Annotated in this window: 19 protein-coding genes; 10 read left to right on the plus strand and 9 right to left on the minus strand. The window is 75.5% G+C overall.

Annotated elements, in window-relative coordinates; all coding sequences use genetic code 11:
- Positions 1-123: 123 nt before the first annotated feature.
- The 3 genes from ligA to GTR02_RS03340 all read left to right on the plus strand — a co-directional run bounded on the left by ligA (position 124) and on the right by GTR02_RS03340 (position 4261).
- On the plus strand, positions 124-2283 hold the full coding sequence (gene ligA / locus GTR02_RS03330) for an NAD-dependent DNA ligase LigA (RefSeq protein ID WP_166606062.1): 2160 nt from the start codon (positions 124-126) through the stop codon (positions 2281-2283).
- A gap of 63 nt (positions 2284-2346) precedes the next feature.
- Complete coding sequence (locus GTR02_RS03335; protein WP_166606063.1) at positions 2347-2742, plus strand: ester cyclase; 396 nt, start codon at positions 2347-2349, stop codon at positions 2740-2742.
- An 85-nt stretch (positions 2743-2827) separates the two neighbouring features.
- Positions 2828-4261, plus strand: coding sequence for an HNH endonuclease signature motif containing protein (locus GTR02_RS03340; protein WP_166606064.1), 1434 nt, complete (start codon positions 2828-2830; stop codon positions 4259-4261).
- 19 nt (positions 4262-4280) lie between these two features.
- Here the strand turns inward: GTR02_RS03340 and GTR02_RS24150 are convergent, their stop codons facing one another.
- Positions 4281-5495, minus strand: a complete 1215-nt coding sequence (locus tag GTR02_RS24150) for a methyl-accepting chemotaxis protein (RefSeq protein WP_166606065.1) — start codon at positions 5493-5495, stop codon at positions 4281-4283.
- Positions 5496-5563: 68 nt separating this feature from the next.
- On the opposite strand from GTR02_RS24150, the gene GTR02_RS03350 reads away from it, so the two are divergent.
- Both GTR02_RS03350 and GTR02_RS03355 read left to right on the plus strand, forming a co-directional pair.
- A complete protein-coding gene (locus tag GTR02_RS03350; protein ID WP_205708556.1) occupies positions 5564-7348 on the plus strand; it encodes an ABC transporter transmembrane domain-containing protein in 1785 nt (594 codons plus the stop codon).
- A gap of 52 nt (positions 7349-7400) precedes the next feature.
- A complete protein-coding gene (locus tag GTR02_RS03355) occupies positions 7401-8414 on the plus strand; it encodes an ABC transporter substrate-binding protein (protein WP_166606066.1) in 1014 nt (337 codons plus the stop codon).
- Positions 8415-8443: 29 nt separating this feature from the next.
- Here GTR02_RS03355 and GTR02_RS03360 read toward each other — a convergent pair whose 3' ends face one another.
- Positions 8444-9388: an EamA family transporter gene (locus GTR02_RS03360; RefSeq protein WP_166606067.1), complete on the minus strand. Its 945-nt coding sequence runs from the start codon at positions 9386-9388 to the stop codon at positions 8444-8446.
- 38 nt (positions 9389-9426) lie between these two features.
- Between GTR02_RS03360 and GTR02_RS03365 the strand changes: the two genes are divergently transcribed.
- Positions 9427-9966, plus strand: coding sequence for a CGNR zinc finger domain-containing protein (locus GTR02_RS03365; protein WP_166606068.1), 540 nt, complete (start codon positions 9427-9429; stop codon positions 9964-9966).
- An 8-nt stretch (positions 9967-9974) separates the two neighbouring features.
- Here GTR02_RS03365 and GTR02_RS03370 read toward each other — a convergent pair whose 3' ends face one another.
- The 3 genes from GTR02_RS03370 to GTR02_RS03380 are packed head-to-tail and all read right to left on the minus strand — an operon-like array spanning position 9975 to position 13424.
- Positions 9975-11045, minus strand: a complete 1071-nt coding sequence (locus tag GTR02_RS03370) for a zinc-binding dehydrogenase (RefSeq protein ID WP_166606069.1) — start codon at positions 11043-11045, stop codon at positions 9975-9977.
- Complete coding sequence (locus GTR02_RS03375) at positions 11042-11941, minus strand: alpha/beta fold hydrolase (protein WP_205708557.1); 900 nt, start codon at positions 11939-11941, stop codon at positions 11042-11044. Before GTR02_RS03375 ends, GTR02_RS03370 begins: the two co-directional genes overlap by 4 nt.
- On the minus strand, positions 11934-13424 hold the full coding sequence (locus GTR02_RS03380) for a flavin-containing monooxygenase (protein WP_166606070.1): 1491 nt from the start codon (positions 13422-13424) through the stop codon (positions 11934-11936). The genes GTR02_RS03375 and GTR02_RS03380 overlap by 8 nt, the downstream gene beginning before the upstream one ends.
- A 63-nt stretch (positions 13425-13487) precedes the next feature.
- On the opposite strand from GTR02_RS03380, the gene GTR02_RS03385 reads away from it, so the two are divergent.
- From GTR02_RS03385 to gatB, 4 genes are read left to right on the plus strand one after another with little or no spacing between them, the layout of a single operon-like run.
- Positions 13488-14153 carry a TetR family transcriptional regulator gene (locus GTR02_RS03385; RefSeq protein ID WP_166606071.1) on the plus strand — a complete coding sequence of 222 codons (666 nt, stop codon included), beginning with the start codon at positions 13488-13490 and terminating at the stop codon, positions 14151-14153.
- Positions 14154-14164: 11 nt separating this feature from the next.
- Positions 14165-14464 carry an Asp-tRNA(Asn)/Glu-tRNA(Gln) amidotransferase subunit GatC gene (gene gatC, locus GTR02_RS03390; RefSeq protein ID WP_166606072.1) on the plus strand — a complete coding sequence of 100 codons (300 nt, stop codon included), beginning with the start codon at positions 14165-14167 and terminating at the stop codon, positions 14462-14464.
- Positions 14461-16002, plus strand: coding sequence for an Asp-tRNA(Asn)/Glu-tRNA(Gln) amidotransferase subunit GatA (gatA, locus tag GTR02_RS03395; protein ID WP_166606073.1), 1542 nt, complete (start codon positions 14461-14463; stop codon positions 16000-16002). Before gatC ends, gatA begins: the two co-directional genes overlap by 4 nt.
- A complete protein-coding gene (gatB, locus tag GTR02_RS03400; RefSeq protein ID WP_166606074.1) occupies positions 15999-17525 on the plus strand; it encodes an Asp-tRNA(Asn)/Glu-tRNA(Gln) amidotransferase subunit GatB in 1527 nt (508 codons plus the stop codon). The genes gatA and gatB overlap by 4 nt, the downstream gene beginning before the upstream one ends.
- A gap of 9 nt (positions 17526-17534) precedes the next feature.
- Here gatB and GTR02_RS03405 read toward each other — a convergent pair whose 3' ends face one another.
- The 4 genes from GTR02_RS03405 to fgd all read right to left on the minus strand — a co-directional run bounded on the left by GTR02_RS03405 (position 17535) and on the right by fgd (position 22573).
- Positions 17535-19559, minus strand: coding sequence for a methyl-accepting chemotaxis protein (locus GTR02_RS03405; protein WP_166606075.1), 2025 nt, complete (start codon positions 19557-19559; stop codon positions 17535-17537).
- Between the two features lie 51 nt (positions 19560-19610).
- A complete protein-coding gene (locus GTR02_RS03410) occupies positions 19611-20909 on the minus strand; it encodes an MFS transporter (protein ID WP_166606076.1) in 1299 nt (432 codons plus the stop codon).
- Complete coding sequence (locus GTR02_RS03415) at positions 20906-21493, minus strand: helix-turn-helix domain-containing protein (protein WP_166606077.1); 588 nt, start codon at positions 21491-21493, stop codon at positions 20906-20908. The genes GTR02_RS03410 and GTR02_RS03415 overlap by 4 nt, the downstream gene beginning before the upstream one ends.
- 63 nt (positions 21494-21556) lie before the next feature.
- A complete protein-coding gene (fgd, locus tag GTR02_RS03420; protein WP_166606078.1) occupies positions 21557-22573 on the minus strand; it encodes a glucose-6-phosphate dehydrogenase (coenzyme-F420) in 1017 nt (338 codons plus the stop codon).
- Positions 22574-22615 lie beyond the last annotated feature (42 nt).

Genomic DNA, 22615 nt, shown 5'->3' on the forward strand with positions numbered 1-22615 from the left:
CAGGGGTGGTCCGCGTCACGGTAGGGACGGGCGGCGACCGCGAGGCGTCCCGCGGGGGGTCGGGTGGTGAACGCGGTCCGTCGCCTGCGGGCGCCTGTCGGACGTCCACGGCAGGATGGGCCCGTGAGCGAGACGACCGAGACCTCCAGCGCCCCGCCCGCGGCGCGGCACCGGTGGGACGACCTGGTGCAGCAGATCACCGCGGCCCGGTTCGCCTACTACGTCCGCGACGCCTCGCCCCTGACCGACGGGGAGTACGACGCGCTGGAGCGCGAGCTGCGGGCGCTGGAGGACGAGCACCCCGACCTGCGCGTCCCGGACTCCCCGACCCAGACCGTGGGCGGCACGTTCTCGACCGAGTTCACGGCCGTGGACCACCCCGAGCGGATGCTCAGCCTCGACAACGCGTTCTCCCTCGACGAGCTGTCGGCCTGGGCGGCGCGGGTGGAGAAGGAGGTCGGTCCGGGCGCCCGCTACCTGTGCGAGCCGAAGATCGACGGCCTGGCCATCGACCTCGTGTACGAGGACGGCCGGCTGGTGCGCGGCGTGACCCGCGGCGACGGTCGCACGGGAGAGGACGTGACGCTCAACGTCCGCACCATCGACGACGTCCCGCACCGGCTGCACGACGACGCCGAGTTCCCGGTGCCCGAGTTCCTCGAGGTGCGCGGCGAGGTGTTCTTCCACGTCCGGGCGTTCGAGGAGCTGAACGCCGGGCTCGCCGACGCGGGCCGGCCGCCCTTCGCGAACCCGCGCAACGCCGCCGCCGGCTCCCTGCGCCAGAAGGACCCCCGCGTCACGGCGACCCGGCCGCTGCGGATGCTGGTGCACGGCATCGGGGCGCGCCGGGGCCTGGAGAACGCCACGCAGTCCGAGGCGTACGCGCGCCTGGAGGCGTGGGGTCTCGCGGTGCCGCACCGCGCGCAGGTCGTCGACACCCTGGAGGAGGTGGCCGACTACGTCCGCCACTACGGGGAGCACCGCCACGACGTGGAGCACGAGATCGACGGGGTCGTCGTCAAGGTCGACCAGGTCCCGCTGCAGCGCCGCCTGGGTTCCACGAGCCGGGCGCCGCGCTGGGCGATCGCGTACAAGTACCCGCCCGAGGAGGTCACGACGACGCTCCTGGACATCCGGGTCAACGTGGGCCGCACGGGGCGCGTCACGCCGTTCGCCTTCCTGGAACCCGTCAAGGTGTCCGGCTCGACGGTCGGGCTCTCGACGCTGCACAACGCCGACGAGGTGCGGCGCAAGGGCGTCCTCATCGGCGACACGGTCGTGGTGCGCAAGGCGGGGGACGTGATCCCCGAGGTCGTCGGGCCCGTGGTGGAGCGGCGCACGGGCGGCGAGCGGGAGTTCGTCATGCCCACCGAGTGCCCGGAGTGCGGCACGTCCCTGCGCCGCGAGCGCGCCGACGACGTCGACATCCGCTGCCCGAACGCGCGCAGCTGCCCGGCGCAGCTGCGGGAGCGCGTGTTCCACGTCGCGGGGCGCGGGGCCTTCGACGTCGAGTCGCTCGGCTACGAGGCCGCGACGGCCCTGCTGCAGGCCGGGGTGCTGACCGACGAGGGCGACCTGTTCACCCTGACCGAGGAGGACCTGCTGCGGGTCCCCCTGTTCACGAACAAGAACGGGTCGCTGTCGGCCAACGGCCGGCGCCTGCTGACCAACCTCGAGGCCGCGAAGGCGCAGCCGCTGTGGCGCGTCCTCGTCGCGCTGTCGATCCGCCACGTCGGGCCGACGGCCGCGCGCGCCCTCGCGGGGCGGTTCGTGACCATGGCGGCGATCGAGGCCGCGTCCGTGGAGGAGCTCGCCGCCACCGAGGGCGTCGGCCCCGTCATCGCCGAGGCCCTCGTCGAGTGGCTCGAGGTGGACTGGCACCGCGACGTCGTCGAGAAGTGGCGCCGCGCCGGGGTGCGGATGGAGGACGAGCGCGACGAGTCGACCCCGCGGACGCTGGAGGGGCTGACCCTCGTCGTCACCGGTTCGCTCACGGGGTTCTCCCGCGACGAGGCCAAGGAGGCGATCCTCAGCCGCGGCGGCAAGGCGTCCAGCGGCGTCTCGAAGAAGACCTCCTTCGTCGTCGTCGGCGACGCCCCGGGCACGAAGGCCGACAAGGCGCAGCAGCTGGGCGTTCGGATCCTCGACGAGGACGGGTTCCGCGCCCTCCTCGAGGGCGGCCCGGACGCCGTGGCCCTGCCCCCCGAGGAGGACGCGGGGGACGGCGCGGCCGACCCGACGACGCCGGCCGACGTCACGGACGCCTCGGACACCGAGGCCTGACGGAGGGCGGCCGCGGACGAGCCGGGGCGCGCGCGGAACCTCGACCCGTGGAACGCTCCCAGGGTGGGAAGGGAACGTGCGGACGTCCTGGCCGTGTACGAGGGGTACCTGCGGTGCTGCAACGAGCACCGCGTCGGCGACCTCGGCGAGTTCGTCGCCGAGGACGTCAGCGGTTCGGGGCCCGTAGACGGGCTGGCCGCCTACGTCGACGGGGTTCGCGAGGTCATCACGGGGTTCCCCGACTACCACTGGGACCTGCAGCAGGTCCTCGTCGACGGGGACACCGTCGCCGCCCGCCTGGTGGGCCGGGGGACGCACACCGGTGTCTTCGCCGGCATCGCCCCGACCGGCCGGCGCCTCAGCACTCAGGAGCTGGTGGTCTACCGCATCGTCGGCCGGCGGATCGTGAACTGCTGGGGCGACCTGCACCCCGTGGTCCGCGACGCCCTGTCGCGCTGAGGACCGACGTCCTGCGGGGACGGATCGCGTTGCGTCACAACGACTCACGCTGGTCAGCAGGTTCGAACGCCTGTACGATGGGGTCATGTCCTCCACCGTTCCCGACCTCGCTGCCGCAGCGGTTCCCGCCGCGCCGCGCGGGGTCGTGGAACAGCTGAAGCGTGACGCGGACGCCGCCTCGGCCCGGCTGGTGCTGGGGTTGGCGCAGCGGGTGCGGGAACTGCGCGACTCCGAGCACCCCGACCTGCTGGCCCTGAAGGACACGGGGCTGACCGTGGCCGGGCGCCCGGTGGACCTGGTCCACGCCGCCGTGGACCTGGTGACCGCGGAGTTCGCCGACGCCGCGGGCCTGTCGTGGACGGCGGCGCTGGCCGTGGTGTGGGCGGCCTGGTACGACGCCACCGACCGCGGCCCGGTGTGGCGGGCCGTCGCGGAGGGGCGCATCACCGCACAGCAGGCGCACGCGATCCAGAGCCGCGCCGCCCGCCTGGACCGGCGCGTCGCCGCGATCACCGAGGTCCGCGACGCCGCCGGGCGGCTGGTCGACCTGCAGGTCGTGGAGGGGGAGCCCGTCGTCGACCCCGCCGACCGGCCTGCTGTGCTCGCCCGCTTCCTCGACGAGGCGATCGGCTGGGCCGCCGACGGGGTGCCGGTCGAGGCGTTGTCGAAGCGCTGCGACCGGCTCATCACCTCACTGACCCCGGGCTACGTCGCCGTCACCATCCGCCGCCGCGAGGACACCCGCGACCTCCAGGTCGAGGGTTGCGAGGACGACGCGTACGCCCACCTCACCGTCGTGCTACCCCGGGCGGACGCGATCCGGGTGCGGGCGTGGGCGAACGCGGCTGCGGACGCGACCGCTGATGCGGAAGGCGCGGCGGGTGTGGCCGACGACCGCAACCACGCCACCCGCGCCAACGACGCCGTGGCCGACCTGCTCCTGGACGGCCTCACCCGGCACGTCCCCGCCGCCAGCGACCCGAGCAGGCCCGCCGACACCGACTCCGCGCCGGTCACCGGCCGCACCCACCGCCCCGCCTCCAGCGTCCAGGTCCACGTCACCGTCGATGCGGCCACCCTCGCCGGCCTCGACGAGCACGACGGCTGGGTCGCGGGCCTCGGCCCGGTCCCCGCCGACGTGGCGCGCGCCCTCGCCGGTGACGCCGGCGCCGCGTGGCGGGCCGTGGTCCTCGCCCCCGGCACCCGTGAGGTCGTCGACGTCGCCGCCACCGCCTACCGGCCCACCGCCGCCCTGCGGCGGTTCGTCACCACCCGCGACGACACCTGCCAGGGCCCCGGCTGCCGGGTCGCCGCGATCGACTGCGACCTCGACCACGTCATCGCCTGGCCCGAAGGGGCGTCCACCGCGGACAACCTGCAACCCCTGTGCCGCAGCCACCACCGCTTCAAGACCCAGTACGTCTACGAGACCGCGACCGCGAACCGGCGACGGAACACGGGGAACCAGCGCGCCCTCCTGCCCCCGCCGTCACCGGTCGACGAGTCACCCCCGTTCTGACGGGCGGGCCGGCTGCGTCCTAGGCGGAGAGGCGGAACCGGGCGACGACCTGGCTCAGCTCGTCGGAGAGCCGGGTGAGCTCGGCGGCCGAGGCGCGCGAGGCCCCGACGGCCTCCGTGGTGCCGCGGGCCGCGCCCGCCACGCTGTCGATGCCGGCCGAGATCTCCGCCGAACCCCTTGCGGCGTCGGAGATGTCCTCGCCCATGGTCGCCGTCGTGGCGGTCTGCTGCTCCGCGGAGGCGGCGATCGCGCCCTGGATGTCGTTGATGCGGTCGATGGTCGTGGCGATCCGCCCGATGGCCTGCACGGCCGACTCGGTGTCGTTCTGGATCGCCGCGACCTTGCGGGAGATGTCCTCGGTCGCCGCGGCGGTCTCCATCGCCAGCTCCTTGACCTCGGCGGCCACGACGGCGAAGCCCTTGCCGGCCTCGCCGGCGCGCGCGGCCTCGATGGTGGCGTTGAGAGCCAGCAGGTTCGTCTGCTCGGCGATCGACGTGATGACCTTCACGACGCTGCCGATCTCGGCGCTCGACGCCCCGAGGCGGGTGATCGACTCGGTCGTGCTGTGGACCTCGTTGACCGCGGCGGACGCCATCACGGCCGCCTCGGCCGAGCTCGTCGCGATGCCGCCGATCGAGGACCCCATGTCCGCGGTCGCGGTGGCGACGGCGCGGACGTTGACGGACACGTGGCCGGCCGCGGTCGCGACGTCGGTGGCGCGGGAGGCGGCGTCCTCGGCGGACTCGGCGATCCGGCCGGAGACCGTGCTCAGGTCGTGCGAGGAGCTCGCGAGGGCCGCGGCCGAGCGCGAGATCACGGCGACCGCGTCGGCGACGCCGTGCTGGGCCCGGCGCAGCGTCGAGGCCAGGGTGCCGAGCTCGCAGGAGCTCGAGACGCCGATGCTGCGGGTCATGTCCCCCTCGGCCATGCCCTGCAGCGCGTAGCTGACCCGGCGCAGGGTCATGACGACCATCTGGGAGACGAAGTAGGCGGCGAACAGCGCGACCGCGAGCACGACGACGGCCCCGGCGACCCAGCCCGGCCCGCGCTGGCCCGCGAGGACCTGCTGGAGGGCGAGGGCGGTGCCCGCACCGGCCAGGCCGGTCAGGACCGCGGCGCCCACGATGCGGGTGCCGACGGTGAGGTTGCTGACGACGCGGAACGCCGCGGTCGACTCGATCCAGTAGGACGGAGGCGGGGCCGGAGCGGTGCTGCAGGACGAGGGAGGAGCCACGTCCTCCCATCGACCGCCGTGCGCCCCGCCTTGAGCCCCGCCGGCCGGCGCCGAGGGAGGATGGCGGGGTGAGCACCGCGCCCCGTCCCGCCCGGGCCGCCGACGGCGCGACGTCGGAGGTCCTGCCGCTGCGCGCCGCGGGCCGGGTGCTGCTGCCCCACCTGCGCCCGCACCGCCCGGCCATCGCCCTCGCGGTCGCGCTGTCCCTCGTCGGGGCCGTGACGTCGCTCGCGCAGCCCCTGCTGATCGGCCGGGTCGTCGAGGTCGTCGGGCGCGACGGCGCGCTGCGCAGCATCGCGGTCCTCCTGGTGGCCGTCCTGCTCGTCGGCGCGGTGGTCGACGGGCTGCGGCAGTTCCTGCTGGAGCGGGCGGGCGCGGGGGTCGTGCTGGGCCTGCGGACGTCCCTGGTCTCCCGGCTGGCGCGCATCACCGTCGCCGCGCGCGACGCCCGCACCTCGGGCGACCTGCTCTCGCGCGTCGGCAGCGACACCACCGCGCTGTCGGGCGTGGTGACGTCGGGGCTGTTCGACCTGCTCGGCACGGTGCTCACGCTGGTGGGCTCGCTCGTGCTGATGGCCCGCCTGGACCTCGTCCTGCTCGCGGTGACCCTCGTCGCGGTGGTCGTGGCCGGCGTCGTCATCGGCGTCGTCTCGGCCCGCCTGGCGGGGCTGGAGCTCGCCACCCAGCGGCAGGTCGGGGAGATGAGCTCCGCGGTGGGCCGGATGATCTCGGCGCTGCGGACCATCCGCGCCAGCGGGGCCACCGACCGGGAGCTGGGCGTCGTCGTCGGGGCCGCGGAGGGCGCCCGCGTCGCCGCGGTCCGCGCCTCCAAGCTGCGGGCGCTGATCTCCCCGGCGCTGCAGATCGCCGTGCAGGGAGCCTTCGTGGCCGTCCTCGGCGTCGGTGGGGCGCGGGTGGCGTCCGGCGCGACGTCGGTGGCCGAGCTGGTCACCTTCGTGCTGCTGCTCTTCACCCTCGTCGGGCCGCTGGGGTCGGTCCTGCAGGTGTGGACGGTCGTGCAGGCCGGGCTGGCGGCCCTGACCCGCATCCAGGAGGTCGTGGTCCTGCCCGTGGAGGAGGACGACCCCGCCGTCGTCGACGCCCCCGCGCGCGACGTGCCCGGGGCGCCGCTGCTGGAGCTGGACGACGTGACCTTCAGCTACCCCGACGGCACCCCGGCCCTGCGCGGCATCAGCTTCACCGTTCCCGCGGGGACGCGGACGGCGCTCGTGGGCCCCTCCGGGGCGGGGAAGTCGACGCTGCTCGGCCTCGTCGAGCGCTTCCACGACGTCGACGGCGGGGCGGTGCGCGTCGGGGGCGTCGACGTGCGGGCCGTGCCGAGGGCGCAGCTGCGGGCCCGGCTCGGCTACGTGGAGCAGGACGCGCCCGTGCTGGCCGGGACGCTGCGCGACACGATCACGCTGGCGCGCCCCGAGGCCTCCGAGGAGGAGGTGCTGCGCGTGCTGGCCGAGGTGGGGCTGACCGAGCTGGTGGAGCGCTCACCGCAGGGGCTGGACGCCGAGGTCGGGGAGGGCGGGGTCCTGCTCTCGGGCGGTCAGCGGCAGCGCCTCGCGATCGCCCGCGCCCTGCTGGCGCCCGCGGAACTGCTCCTGCTGGACGAGCCCACGGCCAGCCTGGACGCCCGCAACGAGGCGCTGCTGCGGGAGTCCCTGGCCGCGGCCGCGCACCGCCGCACGCTGGTCGTCGTCGCGCACCGGTTGTCGACCGTCGTGGACTCCGACCAGATCGTGGTCGTCGACGACGGCCGGGTGCTCGCCCGCGGCACCCACGCGGAGCTGCTGGACAGCTCACCGCTGTACCGCGAGCTCGCGACCACCCAGCTCCTCGTCTGACCGCTCCGGCCCGGTGGGGAGCGGGACCCGCGGGTGAGGCTAGCCTCACCTCATGCATCGTCGATCCGTCCTCACCGCCCTGGCCGCCTCCGGCGTGCTGGCCACCCTCTCCGCCTGCGGCAGCGACGACTCCCCGGTCGCGGAGGCCCCGGCCTCGACCCCCTCCGCGGGCGGGGCCGGCGCGTTCCCGGTGACCATCGAGCACCAGCTGGGGACCACGACGGTCCCCGCCGCGCCCACCCGGGTCGTGACCGTCGGCTACAACGAGGAGGACTTCGTGCTCGCGCTCGGGGTGACCCCGGTCGGCAGCCGCACCCCGCTCGGCAGCTACGACGCGACGCGCCGGCCGTGGGCCGTCGACCTGCTCCCGGCGGGCGGCATCGCCTCCGTGGGCCAGGCGGAGCTGAACCTCGAGGCGATCGCCGCGCTGCAGCCCGACCTGATCATCGGCGCCTACGCCTACCTGCAGCAGGCCGACTACGACAAGCTCTCCGCGATCGCCCCGACCATCGGCGACGTCGTCCCCGCGGCCGGCGCGGCCGCGGGTGCGGCCGCGACGTGGCAGGAGGAGCTCGCCGTCATCGGGCGCGCGCTCGGCCGGACGGACGCGGCGGACGCCCTCACCGACGAGGTCGAGGCCGGCTTCCGGGTCGCGGCGGACGAGCACCCCGAGTTCGCGGGCAAGACGGTCAGCGTCGTGCTGTTCAACCAGGGCTACTACCTGCTCGACTCGACCGACCCGCGCGGGAACTTCTTCCTGCAGCTCGGCTTCGACGAGAACCCCGTCTCGGGCGAGCTGAGCGAGGAGCGCGTCGCCGAGCTCGACACCGACGTCCTCGTGGTGCTGGGTCGCAGCGCGGCGGAGTTCACGGCCAGCGCGGTCGCCGCGCAGCTGGCGGTGGTCACGGAGGGCCGGACCGTCTTCGTGCCGACGTTCGACAGCGACGCCGCCGGGGCGCTGGGGTACTCCAGCCCGCTCTCGCTGCCCTACGCGGTGGAGCAGTTCGTCCCGGCGCTCGCGGCGGCGGCCGACGCTGACCCGGCCACGGTGCCCACCACCGTCTGAGGGAACTCTGAGGGCCTCGCGCCGTCACCTCAGGCGGCGCGGGGCTCACCGAGCTTGACCGTGACGACGCCGGCGAGGACGAGCACCCCGCCGAGCAGCTGGACGGTCGCGGGCAGCTGGCCGAGCAGCAGCCACGCGGCCACGACCCCGGCGACGACCTCGAGCAGCGCCACGAACGAGGCGAGCCGCGAGCCGAGGCGTCGGCCGGCCAGCACCCCGGTGGTGTAGGCGAGGCCGGCCGTGACGACGCCCAGGACGAGCAGCGGCACCCACCAGGTGACGGTGCGGTCCGCGTAGGTCACCGCCGCGGTCGTGGCTCGCAGGGGCAGCACTCCGACGGCCCCGAGCAGCCCGAGGGCGACCGCGCCCGTCAGCAGCCCGCCGCCGGCGAGGGCCAGCGGCGGCAGGCCCGTCGTGTCGTCGGCGGACAGGACGAAGTAGGTCGTCGCGCCGACCATGGCGCCCAGGGCCCACAGCACCCCGACCGGGTCGAGGTCGGCGCCCGAGAACAGGTCCAGCACGAGCAGGAGCCCCACGGCGGCCAGGGCCGCCCCGGCCAGCGTCACGGCGCCGGGTCGCTGCGCGTGGCGCAGCCACAGCCACACGACGACCGCGGCCGGAGCCGTGTACTCGATGAGCAGCGCCGGGCCGACGTCCATCCGCGACACGGCCGAGAAGTAGCAGAACTGCGCGCCCGCGACGGCCAGCGCGCCGTACGCGAGGACGGTCAGGGTGTTGCGGCGCAGCGCGTTCCAGTGCCCGCGCAGGCTGACGGCGGCGAACGGTGCGACGACGAGGGCGGCGATCGTGACCCGGACGAGCACCACGGCGCCGGGGCTCCAGCCGGTCGCGAGCAGCCCACCGGCCAGCGGCCCGGCGCTGCCGAAGGAGGCCGCGGACAGGACCGCGAGCACGAGGCCGCTGCCGGTCCGCGAGCGGCGGCGCGCCGCGCCGGTGACGTCGACGGCGCTCATGGGTGCTGACGCTAGGGACGCGGCCGTAAGGTGTCAACATGCTCTTCACCCATGACACGACGACGGCCCTGCAGGCTGCCGTCGACCTGGTGAACACCGCAGGCCCGCCCGACACCCTGACGAGCGCGGAGCAGCTCGGCGCCTGGTACGCCGGGTTCGGCTACACCGGCCGGCACGAGGGGTCCGCGGCGGAGCTGGCGGCCGTGCGCGACGTGCGGCCGCAGCTGCGCGAGCTGCTGACGAGCGAGCGCGACCACGGCGTCACCCTGCTGAACCGGGTCCTGGCGCAGGCCGCGGCTGTGCCCCAGCTCGTGCGGCACGACGCCCTCGACTGGCACGTGCACGCCGTCGCCCCCGAGACCGGACTGGCGACGCGGATCCTCGTCGAGACGGCCATGGCCATGATCGACGTCGTGCGCGCCGACGAGGGCTCCCGCCTGTCGGTCTGCGCCGACGACGCGTGCTCCGGCGTCGTCCTCGACCTGTCCCGCAACCGGTCCCGGCGCTACTGCAGCACCGCGTGCGGGAACCGCAACGCCGTCGCGGCCTACCGCGCGCGCCGGAGGTCCGGGAGCTGAGGCGGGGGCTACGGCTGGACGAGGAGCCGCACCGGGTGGCCCTCGTGCTCCTGCAGCCGGCGGATCCCCTCGCCGACGTCCTCCAGGGACACGATCCCGCTGACCGACCGCGACAGGTCGAGGCGGCCCGTGGCGAGCAGCCTCACCAGCACCCCGATGTCCTCGTTGCGGTAGCCGAGGTGGCCGAGGACCTGCTTGCGGGACAGGTTGAACGCCAGCGTGCTGCCCAGGGAGACCTCCTGCCCGCTGAGCCCGACGCCCACGACGCGGCCGCCCGGGGTGAGCATCGCCAGGCTGTGCTCGAAGGTCGCCCTGATGCCGACCGCGTCGAAGGCGACGTCGAGCAGGTGCCCGCCGGTGGCGGCGGCGATCTTCTCCCGGAGCTGCGGGTCTCGGGAGTCGAAGGCGAAGTCCGCGCCCACGGCGAGAGCCCGCGCGCGGACCTCCTCGTCGAGGTCGACGGCGATGACCGGCACCGCGCCGACCAGGCGGGCGAGCTGCACGAGGTGGGTCCCGACCCCGCCCACGCCCCAGACCCCGACGGCCTCGCCGACGCGGACGCCGGCGGTGTGCGCGACGGCCCCGAACGGCGTCGCGACCGCGTCGGCGAGCAGGGCCGCCTGCTCCAGGGGGACGTCGTCGGGGACCCGGGTGAGCCCGGCCGCGTCGGCCACGGTGAACTCGGCCCACGCGCCGTCGTAGGCGAAGGCCATGAGCTGCAGGTCGTCGCAGTGCGGGAAGTCGCCGCGGCGGCAGTGCTCGCAGCGGCGGCAGGGCCGGCCCGCGGCGGGGACGACCCGGTCGCCGACGGCCCAGCCGCCCACCCCGGGGCCGAGCGCGGCGACCGTGCCGGAGGCCTCGTGCCCCTGCGTGACGACCTCGGGGACCCTGGCGCTGGGGAACGTGCCGTCGAGCAGGCTGAGGTCGGAGTGGCAGATGCCGCAGAACGCGACGCGCACGAGGGCCTGCCCCGGGCCGGGCACCGGGACGGGCACGTCCTCGACGGCGAACGTCCGGGTGTCGCGGTGGAAGCGCTGCGCGCGCATCGTCGCGGGGACGTCGGGGGCGGGGTCCGTCATGGTCGTCCTCCAGGGGGAGTTCCGTGCTGCGGGTGGGGGTCGCCGGGCCGTACCCGGGACCAGAACTCGTCGGCGAGCGCGGCGAACTCGGCGGCCCGCTCGATCTGCGGCATGTGGCCCGTGCCGGGGAACACGTGGGTCTGCGCGTGCGGCAGCAGCCGGCGGACGGCGTCGAGGTGGTCGGCCGGCAGGACGAGGTCCTCGGCGCCCCACACGACGAGGGTCGGCAGGTGCAGGGCCGCGACGGCCGGGACGAGCCGCCGCCGCCAGCCGGGGCGGACGCCGAGGACGGTGCCGAGGTCGTGCGCGGTCTCGGCCATGACCTGCGGTCCGTGCGGGCGCGAGGCGAGCCGGAACGCGCGATCGACGCGCTCGGGGGTGACCATCGCGCGGTCGTGGAAGATGCCGCGCTGGTTGCGGCGTGCGGCGTCGAGGCTGGGCGTGAGCAGCCGCTTCGCCAGCGACCGGACCGCGACCAGCCGGAGCGCCCACGTCACGGTGCGGCCGAACCCCGCGGGGTCGGCGAGCAGGAGGGTGCGCACGCGGGACGGGATCCGCACGGCCACCGCCATGGCGACGGCCCCGCCGAGGGAGTTTCCGACGACGTGCAGGGGCCCGGTCTCGCCGAGGGCGTCGAGCGAGGCCACGACGGCGTCCGCGAGGCCGTCCAGGGTGTTCGGGACGGTCAGCGGGTCGGAGCCGCCGAACCCGGCGAGGTCGACGCTCAGGCAGCGGAAGCGGCTGCGCAGCAACCGGTGCTGCTCGTCGAAGTCGTCCAGGCTGCAGCCGATGCCGTGCAGCATCAGGACGGTGTCCCCCTCGCCGTCGAGGCGGTAGCGCACCCGACGGCCGGCGACGCGGACCTCCTGCACGTCCGCGAGCGGGGTCTCAGCCACCGGTCGCCGCCGGGACCCGGCCCGTCGCCCGGGAGAACGTCAGCCCGACGTCGGCGGGGGAGCGGTGGCGCAGCAGGAGGACGTCGCGCGGGTAGTTCTGGTGCAGGAGCCACGGGGCGGTGGCGCCCTGCGTCGGCAGCTGGTCCTGGCTGCGGCGCACGTAGCCGGCGGCCAGGTCGATCAGCGGGCGGCGCTCGGGGGTCGGCGGTTCCGCGGCCACCACGACGTCGTGGCCGCGGCGCCGCATGAGCTCCAGCAGCCGGACGACGTGCTCGCTGACCAGGTCGACCTTCAGCGTCCAGGAGGCGTTGGTGTACCCGAGCGCGAACGCGAGGTTCGGCACGCCCGAGAGCATCATCCCCTTGTAGACGACGCACGCCGCGGGGTCGATCTCGCGCCCGTCGACGGCGAGGGAGATGCCGCCCAGGAACAGCAGCTCGAGGCCCGTCGCCGTGACGACGACGTCGGCGTGCAGCTCCTCGCCCGAGGTGAGGCGGATCCCCGTCTCCGTGAAGGTGTCGACGGCGCCGGTGACCACGGAGGCCTTCCCGCCGCGGACGGCCGAGAACAGCTCGCCGCCCGGCACGAAGCAGAGCCGCTGGTCCCACGGGTCGTAGGACGGCACGAAGTCCCGGTCGACGTCGTAGCCGGCGGGCAGCTGCGCCGCGACCCGCTCGCGCAGCAGCCGGCGCACGAACCCGGGGGCGCGGCGGCTCAGCTGGAACGTGGCCGTGGCCGCGGCGATGTTCTTCCACCGCACCAGGGGGTAGACGACCGACTCGGGCAGCCGGCCGCGCAACCGGTCGGCGAGGGCGTCGCGACGCGAGAGCGACAGCATCCAGCTGGGGGAGCGCTGCAGCATCGTGACGTGCTCGGCCTCGCCCGCGACGGCGGGCACGATCGTGACGGCCGTGGCCCCGCTGCCGATCACCACGACCCGCTTCCCGGCGGTGACCAGGTCCGCGGGCCAGTGCTGGGGGTGCACGACGGTGCCCGCGAACTGCTCGCGGCCGGGCAGCTCGGGCTCGTAGCCGTGGTCGTAGCGGTAGTACCCGGTGCACGAGAACAGGAAGTCGCACGTGAGCTCGACCGTCTCGGTCCCGTCCTCGCTCGTGCGCTCGACCTCGACGGTCCAGCGCGCGTCGGCCGAGGAGAACTCGGCGCGGACCACGCGGTGGCCGTGGCGGACGAGGCGGTCGACGCCGAACTCCCGCGCGGTGTCCTCCACGTAGCGGCGGATGGAGGGGCCGTCGGCGATGGCCTGCGGCGACGTCCACGGCCGGAACGAGTACCCCAGCGTGTACATGTCGGAGTCGGAGCGGACGCCGGGGTAGCGGAAGAGGTCCCACGTCCCGCCCACGGCCGCGCGCGACTCCAGCACGGCCACGCTGCGCCCGGGTGCCTCGCGCCGCAGCCGGCAGGCGGCGCCGATGCCCGACAGCCCCGCCCCCACGACCAGCACGTCCACGTGCTCAGCAGTCATGCGACCACTGTTCAACGAGGCGTCGACGGTGTCAACAGGGTGTCGAACGCCTAGGCTCCTCCCGTGCCCGCCGAACCCACGCCCGCCGAGACCCCGGGCCGCGGCCGGCGCGCGGCCCGCCCCAGCGGTGACGACCGCGAGCGCGCGATCCTCGGCACCGCCGAGCAGCTGCTGACGCAGCGCCCGTACGCCGACGTCTCGGTGGACGACCTCGCGCGCGGGGCCGGCATCTCGCGGCCGACGTTCTACTTCTACTTCCCGTCCAAGGAGGCCGTGCTGCTGGCCCTCCTGGACGCCGTCGTCGCCGAGGCCCGGCTGCGCCGCGACACGGCGCTGCGCCACCCCGCTCCCGACCCCGAGCGGCGCTGGCGCCAGGTCATCGCGGCCATCCAGGAGCCCTTCCGCACCCACCGGGCCGTCACGCTCGCCGCGGCCGAGGCGCGCGCCTCGAGCCCCGCCGTCCGCGAGGTCTGGAGCGCGGTGATGGAGCGCTTCGTGACCGAGACGGCCGCCGAGATCGACGCCGAGCGCGCGCGGGGCGCGGCACCGCCCGGGCTGCCGTCGCGGGAGCTGGCCACGGCCCTGAACTGGATGAACGAGCGGGTCCTGCACACCACGTTCGCGGGCCACGGACCCGCCGTCGGTGAGGCGGACGTCGTCGACGTCCTGCTGGGCGTGTGGCTGCGCGCCATCTACGGCGAGCCGCACCCCCGCGGCAGCACGCCCTAGACTCACCGGTCGTGTCCGTCATCTCCCGTTCCGAGGTCGAGCACCTCGCGCGCCTGGCGCGCATCGACATGTCCGACGAGGAGCTGGACCGCATGGCCGGTCAGCTCGGCGCGGTCCTCGACGCCGTCGCGCAGGTGTCCTCCGCCGTCACCGAGGACGTTCCCGCGACGTCGCACCCGGTGCCGCTGGTCAACGTCACCCGGCCCGACGTCGTGCGTCCCGGCCTGAGCGCCGCCGACGCCCTCGCCGGCGCTCCCGCGTCCGAGGACGGCCGGTTCCGCGTGCCCCAGATCCTCGAGGAGGACGCGTGAGCAGCAGCGTGAACGAGCTGGTGCACTGGGACGCCGCGCGGCTGTCCGAGGCGCTGGTCGCCAGGGTCGTGTCCTCGGAGGAGGTCACTCAGGCGCACCTCGACCGCATCGCGGCCGTCGACGGCCCCGCGGAGACCGGCGTGCACGCGTTCCTGCACGTCGCCGCCGAGTCCGCGCTCGCCCGCGCCCGCGAGGTCGACGCCGACCGCGCGAAGGGCGCCGTGCTTGGCCCGCTGGCCGGGGTGCCGATCGGCGTGAAGGACGTGCTCACCACGCGCGGCATGCCCACCACGTGCGGCTCGCGCATGCTCGAGGGCTGGGTCCCGCCGTACGACGCGACCGTCGTCCGCGAGCTGCACGCGGCGGGGCTCGTCGTGCTCGGCAAGACGAACATGGACGAGTTCGCGATGGGCTCGACCACCGAGCACTCCGCCTACGGCCCGACCCGCAACCCGTGGGACGCGACGCGGGTCCCCGGCGGGTCCGGCGGCGGATCGGCCGCGGCGCTCGCCGCCTTCGAGGCCCCGCTCACCGTGGGGTCCGACACGGGTGGCTCGATCCGCCAGCCCGCGGCGCTCACGGGCACGGTCGGCGTCAAGCCCACCTACGGCGGCGTCTCGCGCTACGGCCTCGTGGCGCTCGCGAGCTCGCTGGACCAGGCCGGCCCGTGCGCGCGGACCGTGCTGGACACCGCGCTGCTGCACGCCGTCATCGCGGGCCACGACCCGTACGACTCCACCTCGATCCCGGCCGACGTCCCCGACGTCGTCGGCGCCGCGCGGCAGGGCGCCTCGGGCGACCTGACCGGCGTCCGCGTCGGGGTCGTCGAGGAGCTGTCGGGCGAGGGGTACGAGGCGGGCGTCACCGCGCGCTTCACCGAGGCCGTCGCGCTGCTGCGCGAGGCCGGCGCCGAGGTCGTCGAGCTGAGCCTGCCGAACCTCGTGCACGCCCTCGCGGCGTACTACCTGATCCTGCCGAGCGAGGCGTCGAGCAACCTCGCCAAGTTCGACGGCATGCGCTACGGCCTGCGGGTGACGCCCGAGGGCGAGCACGTGACGGCCGAGCAGGTCATGCGCGCGACGCGCGCCGCCGGGTTCGGCGACGAGGCCAAGCGCCGCATCATCCTCGGCACCTACGCCCTCTCGGCGGGGTACTACGACGCCTACTACGGCAGCGCCCAGAAGGTCCGCACCCTGGTGCAGCGCGACTTCGCGCGGGCCTTCGGCCAGGTCGACGTCCTCGTCTCGCCGACCGCGCCGACCACGGCGTACCGGCTGGGGGAGAAGCTCGACGACCCGCTGGCCATGTACGCCGGCGACGTCGCCACGATCCCCGCGAACCTCGCGGGGATCCCCGGCATGTCGCTGCCCGCGGGCCTGTCCGACGACGGCCTGCCCGTCGGTCTGCAGGTCCTCGCGCCGCAGCAGGCCGACGACCGGCTGTACCGGGTCGGGGCCGCCGTCGAGGCGCGCCTGACCGCGCAGTGGGGTGGGTCGCTGCTCTCGCAGGTCCCCGAGTGGAAGGGAGTCCCGGCATGAGCGCCGTCGAGGAGACCGTGGGCTACGACGAGGCCGTCGCGCAGTTCGACCCGGTGCTCGGGCTCGAGGTCCACGTCGAGCTGTCGACGGCGACGAAGATGTTCTCGGGCGCCCCGACGGAGTTCGGTGCGGAGCCCAACACGCAGGTCGACCCCGTCTCGCTCGGCCTGCCGGGTGCCCTGCCGGTCCTGAACGCCAAGGCCCTGGAGTCCGCGATCCGGATCGGCCTCGCGCTGAACTGCTCGATCGCGAGCTACTGCCGCTTCGCCCGGAAGAACTACTTCTACCCGGACATGCCGAAGAACTTCCAGACCTCGCAGTACGACGAGCCGATCGCCTACGACGGGTTCCTGGACGTCGAGGTCCCGGCCAGCGAGGACGGCACGAAGCCGGCCTTCACGTACCGCGTCGACATCGAGCGGGCGCACATGGAGGAGGACACCGGTAAGTCCCTGCACGTCGGGGGTTCCACGGGCCGCATCCACGGCGCGGAGTACTCCCTCGTGGACTACAACCGCGCGGGCATCCCGCTCATCGAGATCGTCACCCGTCCCCTCACGGGCGCGGGGGACCGGGTCCCGGACGTGGCGCGCGCGTACGTCGCGACGCTGCGCGACCTGCTGCGCGCCCTCGACGTCTCCGACGTGAAGATGGAGCAGGGGTCGCTGCGCTGCGACGTCAACCTGTCGCTGCGCCCCTCGCCCGACGCGCCGCTGGGCACGCGCTCGGAGACCAAGAACGTGAACTCGCTGCGCTCGGTCGAGCGGGCCGTGCGCTACGAGGTCGGCCGGCACGCGGCCGTGCTGCGCTCGGGCGCGAAGGTCGTGCAGGAGACCCGGCACTGGCACGAGGACACGGGCCTGACGACGTCGGGCCGGGAGAAGTCCGACGCCGAGGACTACCGCTACTTCCCCGAACCGGACCTGGTCCCGATCCAGCCCGACCCGGCCTGGGTCGAGTCGCTGCGGGCGACGCTGCCCGAGCCGCCCGCCGAGCGCCGCCGCCGGCTCACCACCGACTGGGGGTTCTCCGAGCCCGAGATGCGCGACGTCCTCAACGCGGGCGCGCTCGACCTCGTGGAGGCGACCGTGGCCGCGGGCGCCTCGCCCGCCACGGCGCGCAAGTGGTGGATGGGGGAGCTCGCCCGGCGGGCCAACGTCGAGGGCACGGAGCTCGCCGCCCTGCCCGTCACCCCGGCGCAGGTCGCGGAGCTGCAGCGCCTCGTCGACGCCGGCACCCTGACCGACCGCCTCGCGCGCGAGGCCCTCGAGGGCGTGCTCGCGGGCGAGGGCTCGCCCACCGAGGTCGTGGCCTCCCGCAACCTCGCGATGGTCTCCGACGACTCCGCGCTCACCGCGGCCGTCGAGGCGGTGCTGGCCGCCAACCCCGACGTCGTCGCGAAGATCCGCGGGGGCAAGCCCCAGGCCGCCGGTGCGCTCATCGGCCAGGTGATGAAGGAGATGCGCGGCAAGGCGGACGCGGCCCGGGTCCGCGAGCTCGTGCTGGAGCGCGTCGGCAGCTGAGGCGCCGCCTCAGACCGTCCCGCTCTGCACGAGGGCGTCGATGCAGCGCCGGGCGTCGGGGCTGACCTGACCGAAGGCGATGCCGAGCTCGTCGCCGCCGTCCCCGCCGTCGCGGTGGCGGGTGACGGAGGCGGGGGCGCGGAACTCCTGGCGGCCCACGACCACGCGCAGGTCACCCGCTGCCCCCGGCCGCAGCCGCGTCGGGCCGGGCAGGAGGCAGCGCAGCCCGCTGACGCTCAGGTCGGCGAGCGTCGCGTCCACCCGCGTGTCCCCGACCGTCAGCGTCACCCGGCCCGCGAGCGGGCGCCGCTCGGCCTCGCGGCGCTCCAGCCGCTCGCCCAGGGAGGCCAGCTCCCGGACGCGGGCGACGGTCGTGCCCAGGGCGGCGTGCAGCGTGTCGACGAGGGCGAACTGCTCGACGGCGACGCCCGCGAGCGCGGCCGTCGCCTCGTCCAGCAGCGCCATGTCGCTGCCCACCTTGCCGATCGCGGCCCCGACGCGCGCGGCGTCGGTGTCCAGGGCCGCGAGGGTCGTCGTGATGGTGCCGGTCGAGCTGGCGGTGGTCGCGGCCAGCCCCTTGACCTCCTCGGCCACGACGGCGAAGCCGGCGCCGGCCTCGGCGGCCCGGGCGGCCTCGATCGTGGCGTTCAGGGCCAGCAGCTTCGTCTGCGCCGCGACGCCTGCGATGAGCTGCGCCATCCCGCCCACCTCGACCAGGCTCGCCCCGAGCGCCGCGGCCCCGGCGTCGGCGTCCGCGGTCTCCGCGCTGACGCTGCGCGTCACGGCCTCCGTCGTCGCCACGCGCGCCTCGATCGAGCGCGCGCACGCCCGCACCGCCTCGACGTGCTCGGCCAGCGCCTGCAGCTCGGTCAGGACCGTGGCGGCGCTCTCGTCGATGATGTCCTGCGCGCGCTCCCGGGTGCGGCGCTCCGACGTGCGCTGGTGCTCGAACCCGGCCTGCAGCTGGGCCTCGCGCTCCTGCTGCGAGGCCAGGAGCTGCTCCTGCTGGCGCAGCAGCGTGAGCCGCGCCGTCGTCAGCGAGCGGGCGATCTCCCCGAACTCGTCGCGGCCGGCCGGCAGCGGACGGTCCTCGAGGTGGCCGTCGGCGAGCGCGGCGACCGCGGCGACGGTCGCGCCGACGTCGCGGCGAGTGCGCCACAGGATGGCCGCGGCCAGCCAGGCCGCGAGCAGGAAGCCGACCGCGGTCGCGGTGAGGACGCCGTCGCGGTCGCTGCGCAGCGCCCCTTCCCGGGCGTGCAGCAGCGAGCCCAGGACGCCCGAGGCGGCCGGCACCGCGGCCTGCGCCGCGTCGGCGACGGGGGTGGCGTCGACGGGCGCGGGCGCGGGGGCGGTCAGCCGGGCGGCGGTCTCCTGCGCGGCGGTGGCGACGGCGAGGAGGTCCTCGAGGCCGTCCAGCGGCGCGCCGGCCGCGCGGCGCGCGGTCTCGACGTCGGCGGTCAGGGCGTCGGCGGCGCTCGTCAGCGTGGCGGCCTCCACGGCCCGCGTCGCCGCGTCCTGCTCGCCGTTCCCGACCGCCGCGGCGGCGGCCAGGAGCCGCGGCAGCTGCACGACCTGGGCGTCCATGGCGTAGAAGGAGTCGAGGTCCGGGTCGAGCACGAGGTTGGACGCGTTGCCCACCTCGGTGGCGAAGCCGCCCAGCGCCGCGGTCCGCGCGGACGCGTCGGCACCGCCGCTGCTCGCCGCCGCGACCGTGGCCAGGGCGTCCTCGAGCTCCAGCTCGGGGTGGGCGGCGACGGCGGCGCGCACGCCGGACAGGTCGGTCGGCTCGCCGCGGGCGGCGCCCGCCATCGCCAGCAGCGTGGGGTCGAGGACCGACTGCCCCGCGAGCTCGGCCCGGGTGAAGGCCAGCCGGTGCTCGGCCTGGACCGTGAAGGACCCCGTGGCGAGCAGGCCCGGCAGGACGAGCACGGCGACGAGGACCGCGAGGCGGGGGCCGCTGCGCAGCCGGTCCACGGCAGCCAGTGCGGGCCGCAGCGCCCGTGGGGGGGCCGGGACGGCCCCTGCCTGCTGCATCGCGACGCTCATGTTCCCCGTGCCTTCCCGACGATCGTCCGCGGTGAGCTGTCACCGCGGTCCTCCATCGGCCGGCAGCGACCGTTCCGGAGCCCCTGAGCCCCGGTCGTCACCCGGTCGGTCCAGCTCGCGCCAGGCGGGGGCGACGAAGGGCAGGAGGGTCACGAGCAGGTAGGCCCCGCCGAGGACGAGCAGCAGCGTCGTCAGCGACCCGCGGTCCAGCCACAGCCCGGCCGCGAGCGTCCCCAGCGGCATGCCGGCCCAGGCGCCCGCGCCGACCACCCCGGCGACGCGGGCGCGCGCCGCGGCGGGCACGCGCTCCAGCTGTGCCGCGCCGAGGATCGGGTTGAGCGCCCCGGCCGCGACCCCGGCGAGGCCCAGCACCACGAGCAGCACCGCGAGCGACGGCTGCGCGGCGAGGACGAGGAACCGCGGGGCGCCGGCCAGCAGGAAGGCCACCGCGAAGACGGACCGCCGGGAGAACCGCGCCCCGACGGCGCCGAACACGACCGCACCCACGACGGCGCCCGCGCCGAAGACCCCCACCAGCAGGCCGAGGGCGCCGCCACCGCCGAGGGACCGCGCGGCGTGCAGGGGCAGGACGACGCTGCTCCACGCCGCGTCGAAGGCGTTGGTGAGCACGATCATCGCGACGATCGCGCGCAGCAGGCGGTCGCGGCGCACGAACACGAGGCCCTCGGCGAGGTCGCGGCGGTACCCCCGCCACCCGCCCGCCTCCTCCGTCGCGCCGGCCGTCGTGGCTCGCGCGAGCGCCGGCACGGTGACGGCGACCAGGACCGCGGCCACGACGAAGGTCGCCGCGTCGAGCACGAGGACGACGGGGGCGCCGACGGCCGCGACGAGCCCCCCGGCGGCGGGAGCGCCCAGCAGGCGCGCCGCGCGCTCGGCCGCGTCCATCCAGCCCGTCGCCCGCTCCAGCGGGACGCCGGCCTCGTCGGCCAGCTCGGGCAGCATCGCGTGCCGCGCGGCCTGCCCGGGGGTGTCCAGCAGCCCGGTCGCGACGACGAGGGCGATGAGCACGGCGAAGGGGAGCCCCGTCGTCGCCGCGAGCAGCGGGACCGCGCCGATCGTCACGGCCCCCACGGCGTCGGAGACCACGCTCGTGCGGCGGTAGCCGAAGCGGTCGACGAGGACGCCGCCGAAGACGCCCCCGACGACGACGGGCGCGACGGCCGCGGCCCCGAGGACGCCGAGCAGCGCCGGGCTGCCCGTCGTGGCGTAGACGTAGAGCGGCAGGGCGATCAGCGTCGCGGTGTTGCCGGTGGCGCTGACGGTGTGCGCGGTCAGCAGCCAGCGCAGCCGCCACCGGGGCCCGGTCGGGCGGTTCACCGCCGCACGCGGGGCACGGCCGCGTGGATCAGGGCGACGCGGTGCGTGGCTCCCCGCCCGTCGGCCGCGGGCGCGTCGGAGCGGGCCTGCCAGCGGTCGGCGAGCGCCTCCAGCTCCCCGGACAGCTCCCGCAGCTCGGCCGCCGTGAGCCGCAGCTGCCGGTCCCCGGTCGTCGACGCCGCGACGAGCTCGCGAGGCAGGGAGGCCTCGGCGCTCAGGTGCTCCTCGAGGACGGTTGCGTAGCGGCGGGCGAACTCGCGTCGCAGCGCGGTCGAGGCCGCGTGCCGCTCGGGGTCGTCGAGGGAGTCGGTCGGCTCCACCGTGGTCATCTGGTGCAGGGCCTGCCACCAGCGCTCGCGCCGGTCGCGCGCGAGGCCGGGCGCCTCCGCGACGAGCCCGGCGTCGACGAGACGGCCCAGGTGGTAGCTCACCGAGCCCGGCGCCTCGTCGAGCGCGCGGCTGAGCGCGCCGACGGTGGCGGGGCCCTCGCTGCGCAGCTCGCCGAGCAGGGCGAGGCGCGTCGGGTGCGCCAGCACGCGCATGACGGCGGGGTCGGTCAGGCGCACGGCGCGGGTCTGGTCCACGGCGCGAGGGTAGGGCGGCAAGAGCTCTTGTACAAGAGCTCTTGTGGATGTGGTGGCGGGGCGTCAGCCCTGGCGGATCAGCGGCACGACGTCCCGGGTGAACTGGTCCAGGAAGCGCGACTGGTCGTGGCCCGGGCCGTGGAAGACGAGGTGGGTGAAGCCGGCGTCGACGTACTCCTGGACCCGGTCGGCGACGAACCGGGGGTCGGCCGAGACGATCCAGCGCTTGGCCACCTGCTCGATCGGCAGCTGGTCGGCGAGCCGGGCCATCTCCACCGGGTCGTGCACGTCGTGCTTCTGCTCCGCGGACAGCGACAGGGGCGCCCAGAACCGGCAGTTCTCCAGCGCCCGGTCCGGGTCCTCGTCGAAGGAGAGCTTGATCTCGATGGTGCGCTCGAAGGCGGGCACCTCGCGGGTCGCGAGGGCGAGGCCCTCCTCCAGCGCCGGCAGCAGCGTCTGGCTGTAGAGGTCCATGCCCTTGCCCGACGTGCAGATGTACCCGTCGCCCGCGCGCCCCGCGTACTTCGTCACGCCCGGCCCGCCCGCCGCCACGAAGATCGGCACGGGGACGTCGGGCTTGTCGTACACGGTCGCGTTGTGCAGCGAGTAGAACTCGCCCTCGAACTCGACGCGGTCCTCGGTCCACAGCGTGCGGATGAGCTTGACGGCCTCGCGCAACCGCGCGAAGCGCTCCTTGGTCTCGGGGAAGATCGACCCGACCGCGGTCTCGTTGAGCGCCTCGCCGGTGCCCACGCCCAGGATGGGGCGGCCGGGGTGCAGCACGCCCAGGGTCGCGAACGCCTGCGCGACGACCGCCGGGTTGTAGCGCAGGGTCGGGGTCATGACGCTCGTCCCGAACTGCACGCGCGACGTGCGCGCCGCCACGTGCGCGAGCCACACGAGCGCCGAGGGCGCGTGCCCCGCCTCGTGCCGCCACGGCTGGAAGTGGTCGGAGATCCACACCGAGTCCAGCCCCTGGTCCTCGGCCTGCACGGCGAAGTCGGTCAGCGCACCCGGGCCGAACTGCTCGGCGGACGCCTTGTAGCCCAGCTTCAGGCGCTGTCCGTGCGTGTCCACCATGGTGTGCTCCTCGGGTCCTCGGCAGGCTGCTCCCGCTGCCGT

The sequence above is a fragment of the Kineococcus siccus genome (assembly GCF_009906795.1).
Lineage (GTDB): Bacteria > Actinomycetota > Actinomycetes > Actinomycetales > Kineococcaceae > Kineococcus > Kineococcus siccus.